The sequence below is a fragment of the Streptomyces sp. NPDC006624 genome, assembly GCF_040611555.1.
GTDB lineage: Bacteria > Actinomycetota > Actinomycetes > Streptomycetales > Streptomycetaceae > Streptomyces.
Window position 1 is genome coordinate 48,598 of the sequence record NZ_JBEXOM010000022.1, and the last position, 20,055, is coordinate 68,652.

The following is a 20,055-nucleotide window of genomic DNA, read 5'->3' on the forward strand; positions in this document are numbered from 1 at the left end:
ATTCTCGGGTGCTGGTCTGCGGCGGGCGGCTCGTCAGGCGGCGCCCCGGCGTCCCGGCCGCCCCGACGGGCGCCAGGAGGGCGGCCGGCTCGGGGTCGGCCGCGACGGGCTGGAGGGCATGGGGACTCCCGGAGCGAGAACCGTGGGACGGGGGCGGTCAGAGACGGTCGGGGACGGCGGGCGGGCCGGCCGGCTGCGGCACCGACGTCAGCGGCTCGCGCGTCAGCGACGCCGCCGCCGACGGCACCGGACGGCGTTCGCGGAGCGGCACGACCGGCGGCAGGTCCGTCTCGCCGAGCACCACCCGGCGGACCACCCGCTCGGCGGCCCGGCCGTCGTCGTAGGTGCAGAACCGCTCGCGGAACGCCGCCCGCAACTGGGCCGAGCGGGACCCGCGCCAGTGGCCGGTGGCGAAGATGTCGGTCAGCTCGTCCTCGCCGCGCGCGATCGCGCCCGGAGGGAAGGCGCGCAGGTCGAAGTAGGTGCCGCGGACCGCCTCGTAGGCCTCCCAGTCGTCGGCGTGGATCACGATCGGACGGTCCAGGTTGGCGTAGTCGAACATCAGCGACGAGTAGTCCGTGACCAGGGCGTCCGAGGCGAGGCAGAGCGACTCCACGCTCGGGTGGCCGCTGACGTCGACGACCCGGCCGCCGGTGGTGGTCAGCGGGGCGCCGTAGGCGTGGTGGGCGCGCGCCAGGATCACGAAGCGCGGGCCCAGGCGGCGCACGATCCGCTGCAGGTCGAGGGTGTGCCGCTGGGAGCGGCGGTAGGCGCGGTGGGTCGGCGCGTAGAGGATCGCGACCGCGCCCTCGGGGATGCCGAGCGAGCCGCGCAGCCGGGCCACGTCCGCCGGGGTCGCGGTCCGGAACCGGTCGTTGCGCGGGTAGCCGTACTCCAGCGTGGTGTAGCGGCCCGGGTGGACGCGCTCGTGGGTGAGGGTGGTGTGGCGGTTGGCGGACAGCACGTAGTCCCACTGGTCGACGCCCCTGAGCAGCTGGGCGAAGTCGCGGCCCCGGGCGGCGGCCGGGCGTTCCTGCAGGTCCAGGCCGATGTGCCCGAGCGGGGTGCCCTGCCCCGTCTGGAGCAGGACCTGGCCCCGGCGCTTGGCCAGGCGGGGGTCGAAGTCGGTGTTGCTGACCAGGTAGCGGGAGCGGGCCAGCGCCGTCCAGTACGCGGCCGTGCCGGGGACGAGGCGGCGTGGGCCGGGCGGGACGGTGTGGTGGTGCTCGGGGCGGGCGACCCAGGCGGTGCGGATGTGCGGCGCCAGCTCGCGGAACGCGCTCTCCAGCGCGCCGGGGTTGCAGCTGTGCCCGCGGCCGTCGTACGCGGTGAAGACGGCCCGGTCGGCGCGCAGCGGGAGACAGCGCTGGACGCGGTAGTGGACCCGGAGCGCGGCGGAGCGCAGCCCGTGCCCGCACCGCCCGGTGAGTCCGGCGAGGCCGCGCTGCAGGGCCGAGGCCAGTTGCAGCGTGCGGTAGGTGCGGTGCAGGCCGAAGCGGATCAGGGTGTGGTGAACGCGGGCGCGCAGGGGGACGGGGGCGCCCGGGGTGCGGTAGCGGCGGTAGTGGGCGCGCGCCCGGCGCAGGAAGTCGGCGCGCGAGCCGCGGGGCAGCCGGTCCCGCCGCGCGTACACGATGCCCAGGTGGTGCACCATGCGGCGGAACAGCACGGGCCGCCACCGCGCGAGTTCGGGCCGCTCCTGGAGGAACGCGAAGACCCGGTCGTACTGCTCGAAGACGTCGAAGTGCCGTTCGCTGGTGGTGCGCAGGATGCTGCCCTGCCGCCGCTGCCGGTAGTGCACGCAGACCCGGTCGAGGGTCGCGATCGACTCCGCGGTCATCAGCACCGGGTACGTCCACGGCGTGTCCTCGTACCAGCCGGGCGGGAAGGCGAACCCCTTGGCCTCGACGAACTCCCGCCGGTACGCCTTGTTCCAGGCGACCATCAGCAGCCGCAGCAGGCCCGGGCGGTCCTCCAGCGTGAAGGGGGCCCGGCCCTCCTCGCTGAGCTGCGGGGCCGCCTGGTTGCGGACCGCCTCGCCCGTCCAGTAGGTGCGCGCGTAGTCGAAGACCAGGACGTCCGGCTCGCCCGTCTCCTTCAGCCGGTCCGCGATCGAGCGCAGGGCGTCCGGGGTGAGGGTGTCGTCGCCGTCGAGGAACAGCAGGTAGTCGCCGCTCGCGTGGGCCGCGCCCGCGTTCCTCGCGGGGCCCAGGCCGAGGTTCTCCGGCAGGTGCACGGGGCGTACGCGCGCGTCGCGGACGGCGAACTCGTCGATGATCGCGCCGCACGCGTCCGGCGAGCAGTCGTCGACGGCGATCAGCTCCAGATCGGGACAGGACTGGGAGAGCACCGATTCGAGGCACTCGTGCAGGTACGCCTGAACCTGGTACGCGGGGACAATGACACTGAACCTGGGCAAGAGGCCATCCATCGGTCGGCGCGGGCGTTCGGCCCGGGAACGGCCGGTGGGGCCACTTGGTTACGGTCGCTACGGCATCCGGATGAATGTCGACGGGGCGGACCGTGTCCGGCCCGCCCCGTCAACTACGGTGTCACGAGTGCTACTTGACGGCACCGGCCATCACGCCGGAGACGAACTGCCGCTGGAACGCGAAGAAGACGGCCAGCGGCACCACCATCGAGATGAACGCGCCGGGTGCCAGCACGTCGATGTTGTTGCCGAACTGCCGTACCTGGGTCTGGAGTGCGACCGTGATCGGCTGGCTCCCGGAGTCCGAGAAGATCAGCGCGACCAGCATGTCGTTCCACACCCACAGGAACTGGAAGATGCCGAGCGAGGCGATGGCCGGAGCGCCCAGCGGCATCACGACGCGGAAGAACAGCCGCAGTTCGCCCGCCCCGTCCAGCCGCGCCGCCTCCAGCAGCTCCCGCGGGATCTCCGCGAAGAAGTTCCGCAGCAGGAACACCGCGAACGGCAGACCGAAGCCGACGTGGAACAGCACCACGCCGAGCACCGAGCCGAAGACGCCGATGGTGCCGAAGAGTTCGGCGATCGGGATGAGCGCGACCTGCACGGGCACCACCAGCAGGCCCACCACGCCCAGGAACCACCAGTCGCGGCCCGGGAACTCCATCCAGGCGAAGGCGTAGCCGGCCAGCGAGCCGATGATCACGACCAGCAGGGTCGCCGGGACCGTGATCCACACCGTGTTCAGCAGGCTGCTGGTGATGTCGTCGTTCTCCAGCAGCTTCGCGTAGCTGTCGAAGGTGATCTGGGACGGCTCGGTGAACACCTTCCACCAGCCGCTGGCCGCGATGTCCTCCGGTGAGCGGAGGCTGGCCAGCAGCAGACCGATCGTCGGGACCAGCCAGAACAGGCCGACCACGACGAGGAACACCCGCACCAGGCCGCCGCTGACCCCCTCGACCAGCCGCGACCCCAGCGAGCGCCCGGCGTTCGCCGTACCGGAGGGCTCCGCCGCCTTGCCGGGCACAGGGCCCGCGTCCGTGGTCATCGCCGCACCTCCCGCCTCAGCCGCCGTACGTTGAACCACATCACCGGGATCACGAGCAGCAGCAGGAACACCGAGATGGCGCTGGCGATGCCCGGCTGGTCCTCGGAGAAGCCCTTGCGGTACAGCTCCAGGGCGAGCACGTTCGCGTCGTCCTGGGCGGAGCCGGGGGCGATGATGAAGACCAGGTCGAAGATCTTCAGCACGTTGATCATCAGGGTGACGGTGACGACCGCGAGCACCGGCGCCAGCAGCGGCACCGTGACCCGTCTGAACACCTGCCACTCACTGGCGCCGTCGACCCTGGCCGCCTCCAGCAGCTCCCGGGGCACGCCCGCGAGCCCGGCCGCGATCAGCACCATCGCGAAGCCCGCCCACATCCAGATGTACGCGCCGATGATGGACGGGGTGACCAGGGACGGGCCGAGCCAGTCCAGGCCGTTGTAGGGCTCCTTGAAGTTGCTCTCGGGCAGCCGGAGCCGGGCGCCGTCGGCCGCGGCGGGCAGTGTGAAGGTGCCGTCGTCGCCGGCCGTGGTGGAGGCCACGACCCTGCCGTCCTTCACGGCCTCGATCTTCATGCCCGCGTAGCCGAGTTCGGCGGGGTCGATCCCGTTGAGCTTGCCGACGCCCTGGCCGCGGGTGAAGTCCTGCCAGGTCGTGCCCGTGACCTTGTCCGGCGAGGGCTTCGCCGCCGCGGCCGGTTCCGCGCCGTCGGGCATCTGGCCCGGCGCGACGCCCACCAGCGGCAGCGAGACCGGCTCACCGGCGCTGACCGGCGACGTGGTGATGAACGCGCCGCCCCCGGCCGGTTCCAGCGGCGACTGACGGCCCGGGTGGGCCTTCGGGAACGCCGACGACTGGGCGAAGGTGTCGTGCACGCCCACCCACACCGCGTTCGCCACGCCCTTGTCCGGGTCCTGGTCGTACACCAGGCGGAAGATGATGCCCGCCGCCAGCATGGAGATCGCCATCGGCATGAAGACGACCAGCTTGAACGCCGTTCCCCAGCGCACCCGTTCGGACAGCACCGCGAAGATCAGGCCGAGCGCCGTCGCGACCGTGGGCGCGAACACCACCCAGATGACGTTGTTCTTCAGCGCGGTGCGGATGCCCTCGTCGGTGAAGAGGGCCGTGTAGTTGTCGATGCCGGCGAAGCCGTCGCCGGACTGGTCGTAGAAGCTGCGGACCACCGAGTACCCGATCGGGTACACCACGAGCGCGCCGAGCAGGACGAGCGCGGGCAGCAGGAACAGCGCCGCCACGGTCCTGCGGGTGCCGGTCACACTCTTGCGCGACTTCGGAGCGGCAGGGGGCTTGGCGCCCCCTGCCGCCGTGGCCGACGTCATCCCGTCAGTCCCCGTACGCCGCGGCCGCCTCGGCCTCCAGCTTCGCTTGCGTCCCGGCGATGTCCTTCGGGTTCTTCAGGAAGTCCTGGAGGATCTTCCACTCGCCCTTGCCGGGGGTGCCGCCGAAGGCCTGCGGGGCCTGGTCGGACATGTCGAAGCGGAAGTCGTCACCGGCGTCGATGAGCGCCTTGGCGATCTTCTGCTGCACCGAGTTCGGATAGGCGGAGTTCGGCACGTTCTTGTTGGGCGACAGATAGCCGCCCAGCTTGGCCTGGATCTCCGCGGCGTCCGGCGAGGCCAGCCAGGTGGCCAGCGCCTGCGCCCCCTTCGAGTCCTCCAGGATCACGGCCGCGTCGCCGCCCGAGACCACCGGGCCGTTGTCACCGACCGCAGGGAACGGGAACACCTTGGCGTCCGTGCCGATCTTCATGTTCTCGGGGATGTTGACCTGGGCGAAGTCACCCGCGGCGACCATGGCCGCCTTGGGCTGGTCCCCGCCGGTGAAGACCTGCGTGACCGAGGCCGGGAAGTCGGTCTGCAGCGCCCCGCCGGCGATGTAGTCCGGCTTGCCCCAGACCTGCGCGAGGGTGGTCAGCGCGTCCTTCACGGACGGGTCCGTCCACTTGATCTCGTGCTTGGCCAGCTGGTCGTACTTCTCCGGTCCGGCCTGGGAGAGGTAGACGTTCTCGAACCAGTCGGTCAGCGTCCAGCCCTCGGCGCCGCCGACGGAGAACGGCGTGACGCCGGAGTCGTAGACCGTCTGCGCGGTCTTGAGCAGGTCCGGCCAGGTCTCCGGCTCGCTCGCCCCGGCGTTCTCGAAGACCTGGTTGTTGTACCAGATCAGGGACTTGTTGGCGGCCTTGTAGTAGACGCCGTACTGCTTGCCTCCCACCTTGCCGATGTCCTGCCAGCCCTGCGAGTAGTTCTCGCCGAGCTCCTTCAGGGCCTCGGAGCCGAGCTGCTTGGCCCAGCCCCTGTCGACGGCCTGCTTGATGGCGCCGGGCTGCGGCAGCATCGCGATGTCCGGCGGCTGCCCGCCGGCCACCTTCGAGCCGATGAAGTTGATGATCGGGTCCTGGGCCGGCACGAAGGTGACCTCGGCGCCGGTGCGTTTCTCGAACTCCGCCAGGACCTTCTTGAAGTTGGCCTGTTCCGCGCCGGTCCACACGGCGGCGATCTCCAGGCTCGTCCCGTCCAGCTTCGGAAGGGTGACGTCGCTGGTGGTGCCGTCGGTGCCCGGGCTTCCACCGCTGTCGTTGTCGTCGCCTCCGCAGGCGGTGAGCGAGAGCGCGAGCGCTCCCGCGGCGACGGCTGCCGCGGCCCTGGTGGCTCTGCGGCTTCGGGGGGTCGCCTTGTCCCGCTCGGGCGACCAGCGTGTCCGGATGGTGCTGCTCGTCATGCGCATGACTGCCCCGTTCTTCGTCCTCGTCGAACGTCGAGCGCGCTCCCGTGCGATCTGGTCTACGCCCGGGTGTGCGGGGGCGGCAAGATGGCGTCAGCTGTCAAGCGGGGGATCGTGACTCCTCCGTGACCAGGGGTGAGGGCCCGGCACAGGGCGGGACCCTTCCTCGTCACAGAAGGGACGGCACCCGTGCCGCCGCGACCTCCCGCGCCGCCCTTTCCAGCGCGCTGGCCAACAGTGCCAGGTCGGTCGGGCCGTTTCCGAGCTCCCGCACCGGACGCCGGGCCGGAGGGTCACCCATGCGGTGCCATTCCAGCGGGACGACCGTGGGGCGCAGCGTCGCCGTCCGGGGGATCCGCCCGGTCACGCGCCCGCCCTGGAACGGGACACTCCGCCCGTCCGGCCGGGCCAGGCTTCCCCGGCCGGGGGCCGGCTCGTCCGGGCCGGGGGCCGGCGCGTCGAGCGTGACGTGCAGGGTGGCCCGGCGGGCCGGTTCCGTCTCCGCCGTACGGGGGCACGGGCCGGTGGCCGCCACCAGGTGCACACCGAGCCGCTCGCCCTCCCGGGCCACGGCCTCCAGGGCGCGCATCACCGACCCGGCGGCGGGCCGCCCGGTCGAGCCGAGGGCGGGGGAGACCAGCGCGTCCAGGTCGTCGACGACCACGACGAGCCGGGGCAGCGGCGGCGCGGCGGCCTCGGCCTGCCGCCGCGCGGCACCGGGCCGCAGGCGCAGGGTGGAGCTGGACGGGCTGTCCAGGTCCCCGGCCCCGGCGTCGGCTGCCTGCGGGCCGCGGCCGGCCGCCGTGCGCTGGGCGACCATACGGCCCGACAGCTCGCGCCCGGTGTGCCACTCGGCGAAGTCGGACCGGCCCAGCAACTCGGCGCGCCGCTTCAGCTCGGCGCTCAGCGACTGCGCGAACTCCCGCATCAGCACCGGGTCGTGAGCCGTGAGGTAGGTGCCGACATGCGGTACGTCCGTACAGATCCGCAGGCCCTCGCCCGGCCCGCCGCCCGCGCCCGGGCCGCCCCGGCCGTCGACCAGCACGATGCCCAGGCGGTCCGGCCGCTCCGCGGCCGCCAGCGAGGCGACGACCGCCCGCAGCAGCTCCGTACGGCCGCTGCCCGGCGGGCCCTCGATCAGCAGGTGCGGTCCCTGGGCCGCGAGGTCGGCGGTGACCGGGCCGCGCGGCCCGGCGCCCAGCACCGCGCGCACGCGCCCGCCCAGCGCGTCGGCGTCGTCGGCGGCGTCCGCCCAGCGCGCCATCAGCGAGGCCGGGGTGGCCCGGGCCAGGCCCAGCTCGTCCAGGAGCCGGGCGGCCTGGGGCAGCGGGGCGGAGACACGCGGCTGCCGGTCGCCCGCCGAGCCCTCCGTCCGCAGCGGTGCCAGCGCCCGGGCGAACCGCTCGGCCCAGGCGGGGGAGACGGCGTCGACCGTGGCGACCGTGCCGTGCCCCACGGGCCCGGCCGGGGAACCGTCTCCGGCGACCCGGGCCACGCGCAGCAGGCGCAGGGCCGTCGCCACGTCCCCGCTGAGCAGCGCGACCGCGCCGCAGTGCCGGAACGTCGGCGCCGCCGAGCAGGCCGCCTCGTAGGTGTCCGTCACGGGCGACGCGGGGGAGGCGGCGGCGGTCTCGGCCAGGCACAGCACGTGGATACCGGCCCGGGGGCCCTCCAGCGCCAGCCGGGCGACGGACTCGCGGAGGCCGGCGCCGCCGGGGTCGCCGTCGACGACGACGACGGTGTAGGGGCCGGGGTGGACGGCCGGGGCGTCGGGGACGTCGTCGCGGGCCCAGGAGGGGCGGCGGGGGCCGCTGCCGCCGCGCGGGGCGGGCGCCGACGGGCCGGCGGGGCCGGGGGTGCCGGCCGGCCGGCCGCTGCCCGTCGCGGCGCCGGACGGTCGGCCGGTGCCGTCGTGGACGCCGGGGAGGTCCTGGACGCCGGGGCCTATGGACCGGCCGGGCGGGCTGCCGGGGACCGGACCACCACCCGCACCCGCGTCCGCGATCTGGTCCTCCAGGCGGCGGAGCAACTCGTCCGTACGGGCGGCCGCCTGCTCACGGTCGTGCGCGAGCAGCAGACGGCAGTCCTGACCGTGGCCCGGGCGGACGTGGGGCAGCCATCCCAGCCAGGACCACTCGGCCGTGCGCTCCTCCAGCGGCCGGGAGCGGTCCGCGGCGATCAGGACGATCTCCAGCGAGTCGGGGGAGTGCAGCGCGGCGAGCTGGGCCAGCACGGCACGGGCCAGCCCGGACAACCGCGCCCGCGGCCCGGCCAGCCCCAGCGCGCCCACCTCCCGCAGTCCGGCCGTCACCGGTACGGCGGGCAGCAGCCCCGAGCCGTCCGGCGCCGCGCGGTCGGCCGTGCCGAGCCGTACCGCCAGCGCCTCCGGGTGGCCCGGCCCGCGCTCCCACAGCCGAGGGCCCGGCCCCAGCGCCGTCAGCAGCAGTGCGGCCGGGTCGGGCCAGGTCTCCGGCGCCACCGGCCCCGGGACCGGGCGCTCGGCCGCCGCACCGGCCGGCTCGGCCGCGTACTCCTCCCGCGCGGTGGCGGCCTGGTCCCCGCGTCCTCCGGCCAGCCGCCTGGCCCACGCCCCGAGCCCGCCGCGCTTGCGCGTCCCGGGCGGTACGTCCGTGCCCCGCAGGGGGGTGCCCTTGCGCCCGCGGCCGGCCTGCTCGTCCGGGGAGGCGGGGGCGGGAGGTGTGGGAGAGGTCCGGCCGTCGCCGTGGGTGCTGCCGTCGCCGTCGCCGTGGGTGCTGCCGTTGCCGAAGCGATCGTTCCGGGGGGAAGCGGAAGCGGTGGAAGCAGTGGATGCGAGGGAAGAGGGGGAGCCGGCGGGCCCGGGGGCCGGGAAACCGGAGTCCTGAGCGCCGTAGCCGGAAGGACCGGGGGCGGAGGCCGAGAAGCCGTGCGCCGGGGCGTCGGGGCCAGGGGCGGAGGCCGAGGAGCGGTGCGCCGGGGCGTCGCGGTCGGGGGTGGAGGCCGAGGAGCGGTGCGCCGGGGCGTCGGGGCCGGCGGGAGCCGCCGCTCCCCGGCCCGCCGGGCCGTCCGCGCCCCGGGTACCCGGCGCGGTGCCGTCACCGGGTGCCCCGCCCGGGCCCGCGGCCCCGGCCCGGCCCGCATGCGTGTCCCCGTCCCCGAGCCCCGCGGGTGACGCACCCCGCTGCCGGGGGGCCCGCACCACGCCCTCGGCGCCCTCGGCGCCTTCGGCGGACGCCGCGCGCGCCGGCTCACCGGACGCCGGGCGCGCCTGGTCCCTGGAGGAGGCGGAGCCCATGGCCGCCGTGCCGCCCGCAGCCGGGGGCACGGGGGAACGGTCGCCCCGCGCATCCTCCGCGACGGCGCCCGCGATCCCGTCCCCGATCGCGATCCCGTCCCCGATCGCGGTCCCGGTCTCGATCCGTGGCACGCCGCCCTGCCCGGGCACCGGGGCGGGTTCACCGGGCCTGGCGCCCGGCCCGCCCGAGGCCGCCGCCCCGCGCGTATGACCTGTGGGACCGGAAGGGCGCGCCGGTGCCGGGTCCGGCGCGGGCGCGTGGGCCGCGGGTGCGTGCGCCGCGTCTCCGGGCGGCCCGGGGACGCGCACATGGCCCTCCCCGTCCGGGGCCGTCTCCACCCGGCCCCCCGGCCCCCCGGCCGGAGCGAGGCGCAGGGCCGACTCGCCGATGCGCAGCAGCGCTCCCGGCGCGAGACGGACCGGCCGGGAGCCCACGCGGGTCCCGTCCAGCGTCGTGCCGTTCGTGGAGTCCAGGTCGGCGACCGAGACGCGGCCGTCCGGGCTCACCGTCACCGCGCAGTGCAGCCGGGAGACGTCCGGGTCGTCGAGGGGCACGTCGGCGTCGGCGGAGCGGCCGATGCGGACCTCGCCGCCGTGCAGGAGATGGACACCGCCCGCGTCCGGTCCGGCGACCACCTGGAGCTGGGCGGGGGCGTCCTCCAGCTCGGGGTGCGGCTCGGGCTCGCCGGGCGCGCCCACGGACAGCACGGCACCGTCGGTCAGCGGGGGCTCGCCGAGCGTGCAGCGCTGGGCGTCGAGCCGCTGCTCCCCGGCGTACAGCACCGGCGTGCCCGAACCGTCACCGCCGCAGACGACCTGGGCGAGCGCCGAGGCCACCGCCGCGAGCGCCGTACCGGCGGGGGCCGTGACCAGCACGTCGGTGCGCGGGGCACGGTCCCGCGCCGATGCCGACGGGCCCTGCGGGTCTATGACGGTCAACCGGATCTGCATCGCCGTCAGCGGTCCCTTCTGCCCGGGCGCGGAGTCCCCCAACCCCGCCCCGGCACGTCGGCCAGTACTGCACGCATCCTCGCACCTGCCACTGACACCGCGCTGCTCGCTCCGGAACAAGTGATCTTGATTGGTCGGCTCTGCCCGCAAAAGTGCCTGAGAGATGACCCACAGGCGACCGGTTGAGATCGGTCACGTCCACTCACGGCAACCGTGAGACCGAGGTGAGCGTCTTTGCTTCGAACGAGTGTGAGCACGGATACGTAAGACGCACAGAAAGACGACACTCCGGTCCGGGACGCCCCGGCACTACAGTGGGGCGGACAGGCCAGCAGGCAAGGCAAGCACCAGGGAGCGCATGACGTGCGGCCGGTAGGCAGCAAGTATCTGCTCGAGGAGCCGCTCGGACGCGGCGCCACGGGCACCGTCTGGCGGGCCCGCCAGCGCGAGACCGCGGGCGCCGAGGCGGCCGTGCCCGGACAGCCCGGTGAGACCGTCGCGATCAAGGTCCTCAAGGAGGAGCTGGCCGGCGACCCGGACATCGTCATGCGGTTCCTCCGGGAGCGCTCCGTCCTGCTCCGGCTCACCCACCCGAACATCGTCCGGGTCCGTGACCTGGTCGTCGAGGGCGAGCTGCTGGCGCTGGTCATGGACCTCGTCGAGGGCCCCGACCTGCACCGCTACCTGCGCGAGAACGGCCCCTTCACACCCGTTGCGGCGGCGCTGCTCACCGCCCAGATCGCCGACGCGCTCGCCGCCAGCCACGCCGACGGCGTCGTCCACCGCGACCTCAAGCCGGCGAACGTGCTGCTCCAGCAGTACCAGGGGCGGATGCACCCGCTGCTGACGGACTTCGGCATCGCCCGCCTGGCCGACTCCCCGGGCCTGACCCGGACCCAGGAGTTCGTCGGCACGCCCGCGTACGTCGCGCCCGAGTCCGCCGAGGGCCGCCCGCAGACCTCCGCCGTCGACATCTACGGCGCCGGCATCCTGCTCTACGAGCTGGTCACCGGCCGGCCGCCGTTCGCCGGCGGCTCCGCCCTGGAGGTGCTGCACCAGCACCTGAGCGCCGAGCCGCGCCGCCCCTCCACGGTCCCCGACCCGCTGTGGACGGTCATCGAGCGCTGCCTGCGCAAGAACCCCGACGAGCGGCCCAGCGCCGAGAACCTCGCCCGCGGCCTGCGCGTCGTCGCCGAGGGCATCGGCGTGCACGCCAACTCCGCGCAGATCGCCGCCGCCGAGGGCGTCGGCGTGCTCCTGGCGCCCGACCCGGCGCCCGCGCCCGTGCCGGACACCCCCGGCGCGGCCGACCCGACCCAGGTCCTGCCGCAGGGCGCGGGGGCGTACGACCCGAACGCCGCGACCAGCGTCCTGCCGCACACCGGCGGGCCGGCCGGCGCCGCCGACCCCACCGCCGTCATGCCCCACCGGGGCGCGGCCGACCCGACCGCCGTCATGCCGCCGGTCCCGCCGGGCTCGCCCGGCCACCCCGGACAGCAGAACCAGCAGGGCGGTCCCGAGGACCCGCACCCCTGGCAGAACCAGCTGCGCGCGGCCCGCGACCGCAACGAGCAGACGCAGGTCCAGTACCTCGACCCGAACGAGGACCCGCTGCGCCGCCGCCCCCAGCGCCAGGTCGCCCGGCCGCAGCAGCAGCCCCCGCGCCGCCAGGCGCCGCCGCCCGGGCCCGGCTACGGCTACCCGCAGCAGCAGCCCCGGCATCACACCCCGCAGCCGCAGCAGCCCCAGCCGCCGCAGCGCTACGCGCCGCCCGCGCCGCCGCCGGCCCAGCCGCAGCGGCCCCAGCGCGAGCCCCGCCAGCCGCGGCAGCGCAGCGCCAACCCGATGCGGATCCCCGGGCTCGGCTGCCTCAAGGGCTGCCTGTTCACGATCGTCATCCTGTTCGTCGCCGGATGGCTGATCTGGGAACTGAGCCCGCTCCAGGAGTGGATCGGCACCACCAAGGGCTACTGGGACCAGCTCACCGACTGGTTCTCCACGGTGACCGGCTGGTTGGAGAAGCTCGGCGGGAGCGGTTCCGGCACGAACTGACCGGAACCGCCCCGCGAGGTTGGTGATTTGTCGACACCTGGCGGGTGATTTCCGCCTCCCCGGTGAAGGTTGGCTCCTCGGACGCGTAGTTTTAGCGACAACACGCGTCGGTAGGAGCAGCCTTGGCACGGAAGATCGGCAGCCGGTACACCGCCCACCAGATCCTGGGCAGAGGCAGCGCCGGCACGGTGTGGCTGGGCGAGGGACCGGAAGGCCCCGTCGCCATCAAGCTGCTGCGCGAGGACCTCGCGTCCGACCAGGAACTGGTCGGACGCTTCGTCCAGGAGCGCACGGCCCTGCTGGGTCTGGAGCACCCGCACGTGGTGTCGGTGCGCGACCTGGTCGTCGACGGCAACGACCTGGCCCTCGTCATGGACCTCGTCCGCGGCACGGACCTGCGGACCCGGTTGGAGCGCGACCGGCGCCTCGCGCCCGAGGCGGCCGTCGCGATCGCCGCCGACGTCGCCGACGGGCTGGCGGCCGCGCACGCCGCCGGTGTCGTGCACCGGGACGTGAAACCGGAGAACGTCCTGCTGGACATGCAGGGCCCGCTCGGCCCCGGCGGCTCCCACCGCGCGCTGCTGACCGACTTCGGCGTCGCCAAGCTCATCGACACCCCGCGCCGCACCAAGGCCACGAAGATCATCGGCACGCCGGACTACCTCGCCCCGGAGATCGTCGAGGGCCTGCCCCCGCGCGCCTCCGTGGACATCTACGCGCTCGCCACCGTCCTCTACGAGCTGCTGGCGGGCTTCACCCCGTTCGGCGGCGGCCACCCGGGGGCGGTCCTGCGCCGGCACGTCACCGAGACGGTCGTCCCGCTGCCCGGCATCCCCGACGAGCTGTGGCAGCTGCTCGTGCAGTGCCTCGCCAAGGCCCCGGCCTCCCGGCTGCGGGCCTCGGAGCTCGGGACACGGCTGCGGGAGCTGCTGCCGCTGCTGGCGGGCATGCCGCCGCTGGAGGTGGACGAGCCCGACACCGAGCAGACCGAGGAGACCGACCGCGAGGAAGAGCCCGCCGGGCCGGCACCGGCCGGGGAGCGGATACGGCGCCGGGGCGCGGTCCCCCTGGTGCCGGGCGCGAAGCCGGCCGACTCCAACCGGGACACCCACACCTCGATGCGCGTGCCGGCCCCCGACGAGCTGGCCGGCGGCGCCCACGGCACGGCCCGCGCCCCACGCGCGAGCGGCGCCCCGCGCCCCGGCTCGGCCCGCAACCGTGCGGTCACCCGCCGCCGCAGGCTGGCCCTGGGCGCGGGCGCCGTGACCCTGGCCACGGCGATCGGCGTAGGAGCCTGGCTCTCCTCCTCGGGCGACGACACGGACACCCCACCCCAGGACACCCGCAACTCGGCACCGCAGTCACCCTGAGGGGCGGGGCGGGGAAGCGGGTGGGTCTGTACGTCCCTCCGAGGGCTGGGCGGTCGACCGACTGAAGTGCGAGCCCGGAGCCCCGGTCGCCACGGGGTACGCGGGCTTGGCGCACCTGTCCCCGTGGGGTTGCCTGGGAGAGGCCGGGCGGCGACTGCGGTGCTTGCGAAACCGGCCGCAGGACGAGCCGGCGCCCGGGCGGCCGCAGGGCGTGCGCACCCAAGCGATCCGGTCCCCGTCCGGCCGCCATGCGGGGTGGGCGCGCCTGCGGCACGGTTACCCGCCGCGGGAGACCAGCCGGGCAGTGCCTCGGCCCTGGCACAGCCCACCGGCGGGCCGCCACAGGGTCCAGCCGCGCAGCACCTCGGGCCCTCGGCGGCCCGCGGAGCGCCCCCGGGCCCTCCTGCCGCCCCTGTCCCGGTCAGGCCCGGGCGCGGTGCCACCCCCGGACGCGCCACCGGCGAGCGCAAGGCGCCGCACCTGAGCCCGGGCCCACCGGGCGCGGGAGCCATGGCACCGCACATCCCCCCTGCCCCGCCCCCACCCCCTGCCCTCTCCTGCCACTCCCGCCTCCTCCCCCAACCTCCCCCACCGCCCCCTCCACAAGCCGCCCCGCAACCCACCTCCACGTCCCCCGGCCCCCACGGCCCGGCGAAGGCCGGTGGGCGGAGCCGTTACGCTGGAGGGCGTGGCAGTCGTCGATGTATCCGAAGAGCTCAAGTCCCTCTCCTCGACCATGGAGTCGATCGAGGCCGTTCTGGACCTCGACAAGCTGAGGGCAGACATCGCCGTGCTCGAGGAGCAGGCGGCCGCGCCGTCCCTGTGGGACAACCCCGAAGAGGCGCAGAAGATCACCAGCAAGCTGTCGCACCTCCAGGCGGAGGTGCGCAAGGCCGAGGCCCTGCGCGGTCGTATCGACGACCTCGGTGTCCTCTTCGAGATGGCCGAGGAGGAGGACGACCCGGACACCCGCGCCGAGGCCGAGTCCGAGCTCGTCGCCGTGAAGAAGGCGCTGGACGAGATGGAGGTCCGTACCCTCCTGTCCGGTGAGTACGACTCCCGCGAGGCCCTCGTGAACATCCGCGCCGAGGCCGGTGGCGTCGACGCCGCCGACTTCGCCGAGAAGCTGCAGCGGATGTACCTGCGGTGGGCCGAGCAGCGCGGCTACAAGACGGAGCTCATCGAGACGTCGTACGCGGAAGAGGCCGGCATCAAGTCGACCACCTTCGCCGTCCAGGCGCCCTACGCGTACGGCACGCTCTCCGTCGAGCAGGGCACGCACCGGCTGGTGCGCATCTCGCCCTTCGACAACCAGGGGCGTCGCCAGACCTCCTTCGCGGGCGTGGAGGTCCTGCCCGTGGTGGAGCAGACCGACCACATCGAGATCGACGAGTCCGAGCTGCGAGTCGACGTCTACCGGTCCTCCGGTCCCGGCGGCCAGGGCGTGAACACCACCGACTCCGCGGTGCGCCTCACCCACCTGCCCACCGGCATCGTCGTCTCCTGCCAGAACGAGCGCTCACAGATCCAGAACAAGGCCACGGCGATGAACGTCCTCCAGGCCAAGCTGCTGGAGCGGCGCCGCCAGGAGGAGCAGGCCAAGATGGACGCCCTCAAGGGCGACGGCGGCAACTCCTGGGGCAACCAGATGCGTTCGTACGTCCTGCACCCGTACCAGATGGTCAAGGACCTGCGCACCGAGTTCGAGGTCGGCAACCCCGAGGCCGTCTTCAACGGCGAGATCGACGGGTTCCTGGAAGCCGGAATTCGCTGGCGCAAGCAGCAGGAGAAGTAAGTTTGTCGACAAGGCAACTGCCGCCCACCGGGCGGCAGTTGCCTTTTCCGTGCCCGCATGTCTGGGTTTTGCATCACACTCACACGCTCAGACTCCCGGCATAGCCCCCGTAGTTGGACATGGCGCCCGCAAACGGCCTTGACGTGTTCTTGAAAAATGGGAAGGGTGAAGCGCGGCATGCGTGTCTCTGGGGCGCATGTGAACCGGGGGCCCTCGACACTGCGGTCGTCCCCGTCGAGCACAGCCCCGAACGCTGCCTAATGACGATGAGCTACTGGGGGTAGCAACCACATGACCAAGAAGACACGGATCCGTGTCGCGCGGATCGCGGCCGGTGCCGTGATCGCCGCCGGTGCCTCGCTGACCGCCGCGGGCGCCGCATCGGCTCTCGACCTGGGCGTGAACGTCGGCGTGAACGTCGGCGACGACGACCCGACGACCCCGGCCCCGACGGATGTCCCGACCGACGTCCCCACCGACGTCCCGACGGACCTCCCGACCGACACGCCGCCTACGACCGAGGAGCCCACGGAGGAGCCGACCCTTCCCGAGGAGCCCACGGACGAGCCCACCGAGCCGACCGAGGAGCCCACGCAGCAGCCGTCCGACCCGGGCAACGGGAACGGCAACGGCGGCGGCAACGGTGGCGGCAACGCCAACGGGGGTGGCAACGGCGGCGGCAACAACGCCGACCCCGACGGTGGCACCTCCCCGCAGGAGGAGGGCTCCTCCGCGCTCACCGACACCGGCTCGGACAACACCCCGGCCCCGCAGGCCCAGGGCAGCGGCGACGAGCTCGCCGAGACGGGTGCCGCGCAGACCACCTTCCTGGTGATCGGCGCCGCCACGATGATCGCCGGCGGTGTCGGCTTCCGTCTGCTGCCGCGCCTCGTCGCGGGCCGTGGCGGGGCTGCCGCCTGACGGTGGCCGCGTCCGCACGGACCGTGCGCACAGTGCGACACCGAGGGCCCGGAGCGTCACGCTCCGGGCCCTCGGCCGTGTCTTCGTCTTCGTCCCGCCCGCGCCGCGTGCGCGAGCCCTTCGCTACGCCGTCTGGTGCGCCAGCAGCGCCACGGCCGCGATCAGCACCGTCAACAGGGCGATCAGCGCCATCGGGCTGAGATTCCCGAGGAAGTTCTCCTGCTGCATCCGCTCACGGTTCGCACGGCACACGGGGCACCGGCCCTCGTTCACGGGCGCCGCGCAGTTCGCGCACACCAGCCGGTCGTACGTCATGCGCTCGCCCTCCTTGCGCCGGTTCCACGTGGTCAACGTTCGTCGGGTGGGGAATGTTCCCCCCTCCACTGTGCCAGGTTCCGGCACGGGCCGCGCGGGCGCCGGGAGAGCCGGGGTCCGGGTTCTCCCGGGCACAAAAAGGCACAAGCGCCGCACATGCGCCACCGGTGACTGCGGTCGGCTCCCCGGTTCGCGTATGGTCACGCTCATCTACCCCCGGCGACCCGTGGTGCATCCGTGATCCGATTCGACAATGTCTCCAAGGTCTACCCCAAGCAGACCCGCCCCGCCCTCAGGGATGTCTCCCTGGAGGTCGAGAAGGGTGAGTTCGTCTTCCTCGTGGGGTCCTCCGGCTCCGGAAAGTCCACCTTCCTGCGGCTGATCCTCCGCGAGGAGCGGTGCAGCCACGGACAGGTGCACGTCCTGGGCAAGGACCTCGCCCGCGTCTCCAACTGGAAGGTGCCGCAGATCAGGCGCCAGCTGGGGACGGTCTTCCAGGACTTCCGCCTGCTGCCCAACAAGACGGTCGGCGAGAACGTCGCCTTCGCGCAGGAGGTCATCGGCAAGTCGCGCGGCGAGATCCGCAAGTCCGTGCCGCAGGTGCTCGACCTCGTCGGGCTCGGCGGCAAGGAGGACCGGATGCCCGGCGAGCTGTCCGGCGGTGAGCAGCAGCGCGTCGCCATCGCGCGGGCCTTCGTCAACCGGCCCAAGCTGCTCATCTGCGACGAGCCCACCGGCAACCTCGACCCGCAGACCTCCGTCGGCATCATGAAGCTGCTCGACCGCATCAACCGCACGGGCACGACCGTGGTGATGGCCACGCACGACCAGAACATCGTGGACCAGATGCGCAAGCGCGTCATCGAGCTGGAGAAGGGCCGCCTCGTCCGCGACCAGGCACGCGGCGTCTACGGCTACCAGCACTGACGACCGACCGGCTGCACGGAAAGGCTTAACCAGACGCCATGCGCGCCCAGTTCGTACTGTCGGAGATCGGAGTCGGTCTCCGCCGCAATCTGACGATGACCTTCGCGGTCATCGTCTCCGTCGCCCTGTCCCTGGCGCTGTTCGGTGGATCGCTGCTCATGAGCGACCAGGTGAGCACCATGAAGGGCTACTGGTACGACAAGGTCAACGTCTCGATCTTCCTCTGCAACAAGAGCGACGCCGAGTCCGACCCCAACTGCGCCAAGGGCGCGGTGACCGACGACCAGAAGAACCAGATCAAGGCCGACCTCGACAAGATGGACGTCGTCCAGACGGTCACCTACGAGTCGCAGGACCAGGCCTACAAGCACTACAAGGAGCAGTTCGGCGACTCCCCGCTGGCCAGCTCCCTCACGCCGGACCAGATGCAGGAGTCCTACCGCATCAAGCTGAAGGACCCGCAGAAGTACCAGGTCATCGCGACCGCCTTCGACGGGCGGGACGGCGTGCAGTCGGTGCAGGACCAGAAGGGCATCCTCGACAACCTCTTCGAGCTGCTGAACGGCATGAACTGGGCGGCGCGGGCGGTGATGGCGCTCATGCTGGTCGTGGCGCTGATGCTGATCGTCAACACGGTGCGCGTCTCCGCGTTCAGCCGGCGGCGCGAGACCGGGATCATGCGCCTGGTCGGTGCCTCGGGCTTCTACATCCAGGCGCCGTTCATCATGGAGGCCGCGGTCGCCGGGCTCATCGGCGGCACGGTCGCGTGCGCCTTCCTGGTGATCGCCCGGTACTTCATCATCGACCACGGACTCGCCCTGTCGGAGAAGCTGAACCTGATCAACTTCATCGGCTGGGACGCGGTGTTCAAGTACCTGCCGCTCATCCTCGTCACCAGCCTGCTGATGCCCGCGCTGGCCGCGTTCTTCGCGTTGCGCAAGTACTTGAAGGTGTGACGCATCCCAAGAGGGGCCGTGCGGTCAACCGGCCGTACGGCCCTTTCCCTTGTCCTAGACTCACCGGCATGTCAGGTCGTGACCCGTTCTGTCAGCCCCGCCGCATCCGCCGCGGGGCCGCCCTGACACTGGTGTTCGCGAGCGTGCTCGTCGCCGGTGCGGCCACCGGCACCCTGCCCCAGGCCGGCCCGAAGTCCGCACCGGGCGAGGCCCTTTCGGGAAGCCCGGCCGGGCGGCACGCCGAGGTCACCAGGGCGGCCGAGGAGGCGATGGCCGACGGCAAGTCCCCCGTGGAGGCCGCGAAGCGGGCCGTCAGCCGCAGCGGGGACCGCTGGGAGGCCGTCTACTCGCGGGGCGAGTACGAGGAGTTCGAGGACGCCCTCGACGGCCAGTACACCGGCGTCGGCCTGTGGGCCCGCAGCCGGGACGACGGCCGTGTCGCGGTGACGAAGGTGCGCGAGGGCTCGCCCGCTGCCGCCGCCGGGATCCGTCCCGGAGACCGGCTGCGCAGCGTCGACGGCCACCGGACCGACGGCCGGCCCGTCACGGAGGTCGTCTCCTTACTGCGCGGGGACGCCACCGGCGCCTCCGCCGGCACCACCGTCCGCCTCGGACTGCAGCGCGGCTCGCGCACCTGGACCGAGACCCTGCGCCGCGCCCAGCTCTCGACCGACTCGGTCACCGTGCGGGAGACCGCCGGTTCGGTCACCGTCATCCGGGTCGACACCTTCACCAAGGGCTCCGGCGACCAGGTCCGCGAGGCCGTCCGGCACGCCCCGCCCGGCGGCGGCATCGTCCTCGACCTGCGCGGCAACTCCGGCGGCCTGGTCTCCGAGGCCGTCACCGCCGCCTCCGCCTTCCTCGACGGCGGCCTCGTCGCCACCTACGGCGTCGGCGGCGAGGAGCGCGTCCTGCACGCCGAGCCCGGCGGCGACACGACCAGACCCCTGGTCGCGGTCGTCGACGGCGGGACGATGAGCGCGGCAGAGCTGCTCACCGGCGCCGTCCAGGACCGCGGACGGGCGCTGGTCGTGGGCTCCCGCACCTTCGGCAAGGGCTCGGTCCAGATGCCGAGCCGGCTGCCCGACGGCTCCGTGGCGGAGCTGACCGTGGGCCACTACCGCACCCCCTCCGGCCGCGGGGTCGACGGCCGGGGCATCACGCCCGACCTGGAAGCCGGCGACGAGGCACTCCAGCGGGCCGAGACCGTACTGCGCGGCCTCGGCAGCCCTTCGTAATCGACTTCCCGCGGACCCCCCGCGTAGTGCGAAAA

13 protein-coding genes are annotated in these 20,055 nt (G+C 73.6%); 7 read left to right on the forward strand and 6 right to left on the reverse strand.

The annotated features are described in order from the left end of the window. Positions 1-157 precede the first annotated feature (157 nt). From ABZY20_RS30795 to ABZY20_RS30815, 5 genes are all read right to left on the reverse strand, one after another. Positions 158-2,419: a bifunctional glycosyltransferase family 2 protein/CDP-glycerol:glycerophosphate glycerophosphotransferase gene (locus tag ABZY20_RS30795; RefSeq protein ID WP_356445722.1), complete on the reverse strand. Its 2,262-nt coding sequence runs from the start codon at positions 2,417-2,419 to the stop codon at positions 158-160. A 142-nt stretch (positions 2,420-2,561) separates the two neighbouring features. Continuing rightward, positions 2,562-3,476: a carbohydrate ABC transporter permease gene (locus ABZY20_RS30800; protein WP_356445724.1), complete on the reverse strand. Its 915-nt coding sequence runs from the start codon at positions 3,474-3,476 to the stop codon at positions 2,562-2,564. Then, entirely contained in the window at positions 3,473-4,756 is a 1,284-nt protein-coding gene (locus tag ABZY20_RS30805) for an ABC transporter permease subunit (RefSeq protein WP_356445843.1), read from the reverse strand. The genes ABZY20_RS30800 and ABZY20_RS30805 overlap by 4 nt, the downstream gene beginning before the upstream one ends. Before the next feature lie 67 nt (positions 4,757-4,823). Next, entirely contained in the window at positions 4,824-6,224 is a 1,401-nt protein-coding gene (locus tag ABZY20_RS30810) for an ABC transporter substrate-binding protein (protein ID WP_356445726.1), read from the reverse strand. A gap of 166 nt (positions 6,225-6,390) precedes the next feature. Further along, the gene (locus tag ABZY20_RS30815) at positions 6,391-10,446 is read right to left on the reverse strand and encodes an FHA domain-containing protein (RefSeq protein WP_356445728.1); all 4,056 of its coding nucleotides are present in this window, start codon (positions 10,444-10,446) and stop codon (positions 6,391-6,393) included. Positions 10,447-10,809: 363 nt separating this feature from the next. Between ABZY20_RS30815 and ABZY20_RS30820 the strand changes: the two genes are divergently transcribed. The 4 genes from ABZY20_RS30820 (at position 10,810) to ABZY20_RS30835 (ending at position 16,584) form a co-directional block, all read left to right on the forward strand. After that, positions 10,810-12,498, forward strand: coding sequence for a serine/threonine-protein kinase (locus tag ABZY20_RS30820; protein WP_356445730.1), 1,689 nt, complete (start codon positions 10,810-10,812; stop codon positions 12,496-12,498). Between the two features lie 122 nt (positions 12,499-12,620). Then, a complete protein-coding gene (locus ABZY20_RS30825) occupies positions 12,621-13,868 on the forward strand; it encodes a serine/threonine-protein kinase (RefSeq protein ID WP_356445732.1) in 1,248 nt (415 codons plus the stop codon). Between the two features lie 688 nt (positions 13,869-14,556). After that, on the forward strand, positions 14,557-15,663 hold the full coding sequence (gene prfB / locus ABZY20_RS30830) for a peptide chain release factor 2 (RefSeq protein ID WP_356445734.1): 1,107 nt from the start codon (positions 14,557-14,559) through the stop codon (positions 15,661-15,663). 291 nt (positions 15,664-15,954) lie between these two features. Further along, positions 15,955-16,584 carry a hypothetical protein gene (locus ABZY20_RS30835; protein WP_356445736.1) on the forward strand — a complete coding sequence of 210 codons (630 nt, stop codon included), beginning with the start codon at positions 15,955-15,957 and terminating at the stop codon, positions 16,582-16,584. 123 nt (positions 16,585-16,707) lie between these two features. Here ABZY20_RS30835 and ABZY20_RS30840 read toward each other — a convergent pair whose 3' ends face one another. Beyond that, on the reverse strand, positions 16,708-16,899 hold the full coding sequence (locus tag ABZY20_RS30840; protein ID WP_356445738.1) for a hypothetical protein: 192 nt from the start codon (positions 16,897-16,899) through the stop codon (positions 16,708-16,710). Positions 16,900-17,136: 237 nt separating this feature from the next. On the opposite strand from ABZY20_RS30840, the gene ftsE reads away from it, so the two are divergent. The 3 genes from ftsE (at position 17,137) to ABZY20_RS30855 (ending at position 20,020) form a co-directional block, all read left to right on the forward strand. Then, entirely contained in the window at positions 17,137-17,826 is a 690-nt protein-coding gene (ftsE, locus tag ABZY20_RS30845) for a cell division ATP-binding protein FtsE (protein WP_055624645.1), read from the forward strand. A gap of 38 nt (positions 17,827-17,864) precedes the next feature. Next, positions 17,865-18,782, forward strand: a complete 918-nt coding sequence (ftsX, locus tag ABZY20_RS30850) for a permease-like cell division protein FtsX (protein ID WP_356445740.1) — start codon at positions 17,865-17,867, stop codon at positions 18,780-18,782. 68 nt (positions 18,783-18,850) lie between these two features. After that, a complete protein-coding gene (locus ABZY20_RS30855) occupies positions 18,851-20,020 on the forward strand; it encodes a S41 family peptidase (RefSeq protein WP_356445742.1) in 1,170 nt (389 codons plus the stop codon). Positions 20,021-20,055 lie beyond the last annotated feature (35 nt).

What these genes read in the sequence shown, in the direction of transcription:
- ABZY20_RS30800 (WP_356445724.1), bottom strand. Translation starts at nt 3,476, where the DNA reads ATGACCACGGACGCGGGCCCTGTGCCCGGCAAGGCGGCGGAGCCCTCC.
- ABZY20_RS30810 (WP_356445726.1), bottom strand. Translation starts at nt 6,224, where the DNA reads ATGCGCATGACGAGCAGCACCATCCGGACACGCTGGTCGCCCGAGCGG.
- ABZY20_RS30815 (WP_356445728.1), bottom strand. Translation starts at nt 10,446, where the DNA reads ATGCAGATCCGGTTGACCGTCATAGACCCGCAGGGCCCGTCGGCATCG.
- ABZY20_RS30835 (WP_356445736.1), top strand. Translation starts at nt 15,955, where the DNA reads ATGACCAAGAAGACACGGATCCGTGTCGCGCGGATCGCGGCCGGTGCC.
- ABZY20_RS30840 (WP_356445738.1), bottom strand. Translation starts at nt 16,899, where the DNA reads ATGACGTACGACCGGCTGGTGTGCGCGAACTGCGCGGCGCCCGTGAAC.
- ftsX (WP_356445740.1), top strand. Translation starts at nt 17,865, where the DNA reads ATGCGCGCCCAGTTCGTACTGTCGGAGATCGGAGTCGGTCTCCGCCGC.
- ABZY20_RS30855 (WP_356445742.1), top strand. Translation starts at nt 18,851, where the DNA reads ATGTCAGGTCGTGACCCGTTCTGTCAGCCCCGCCGCATCCGCCGCGGG.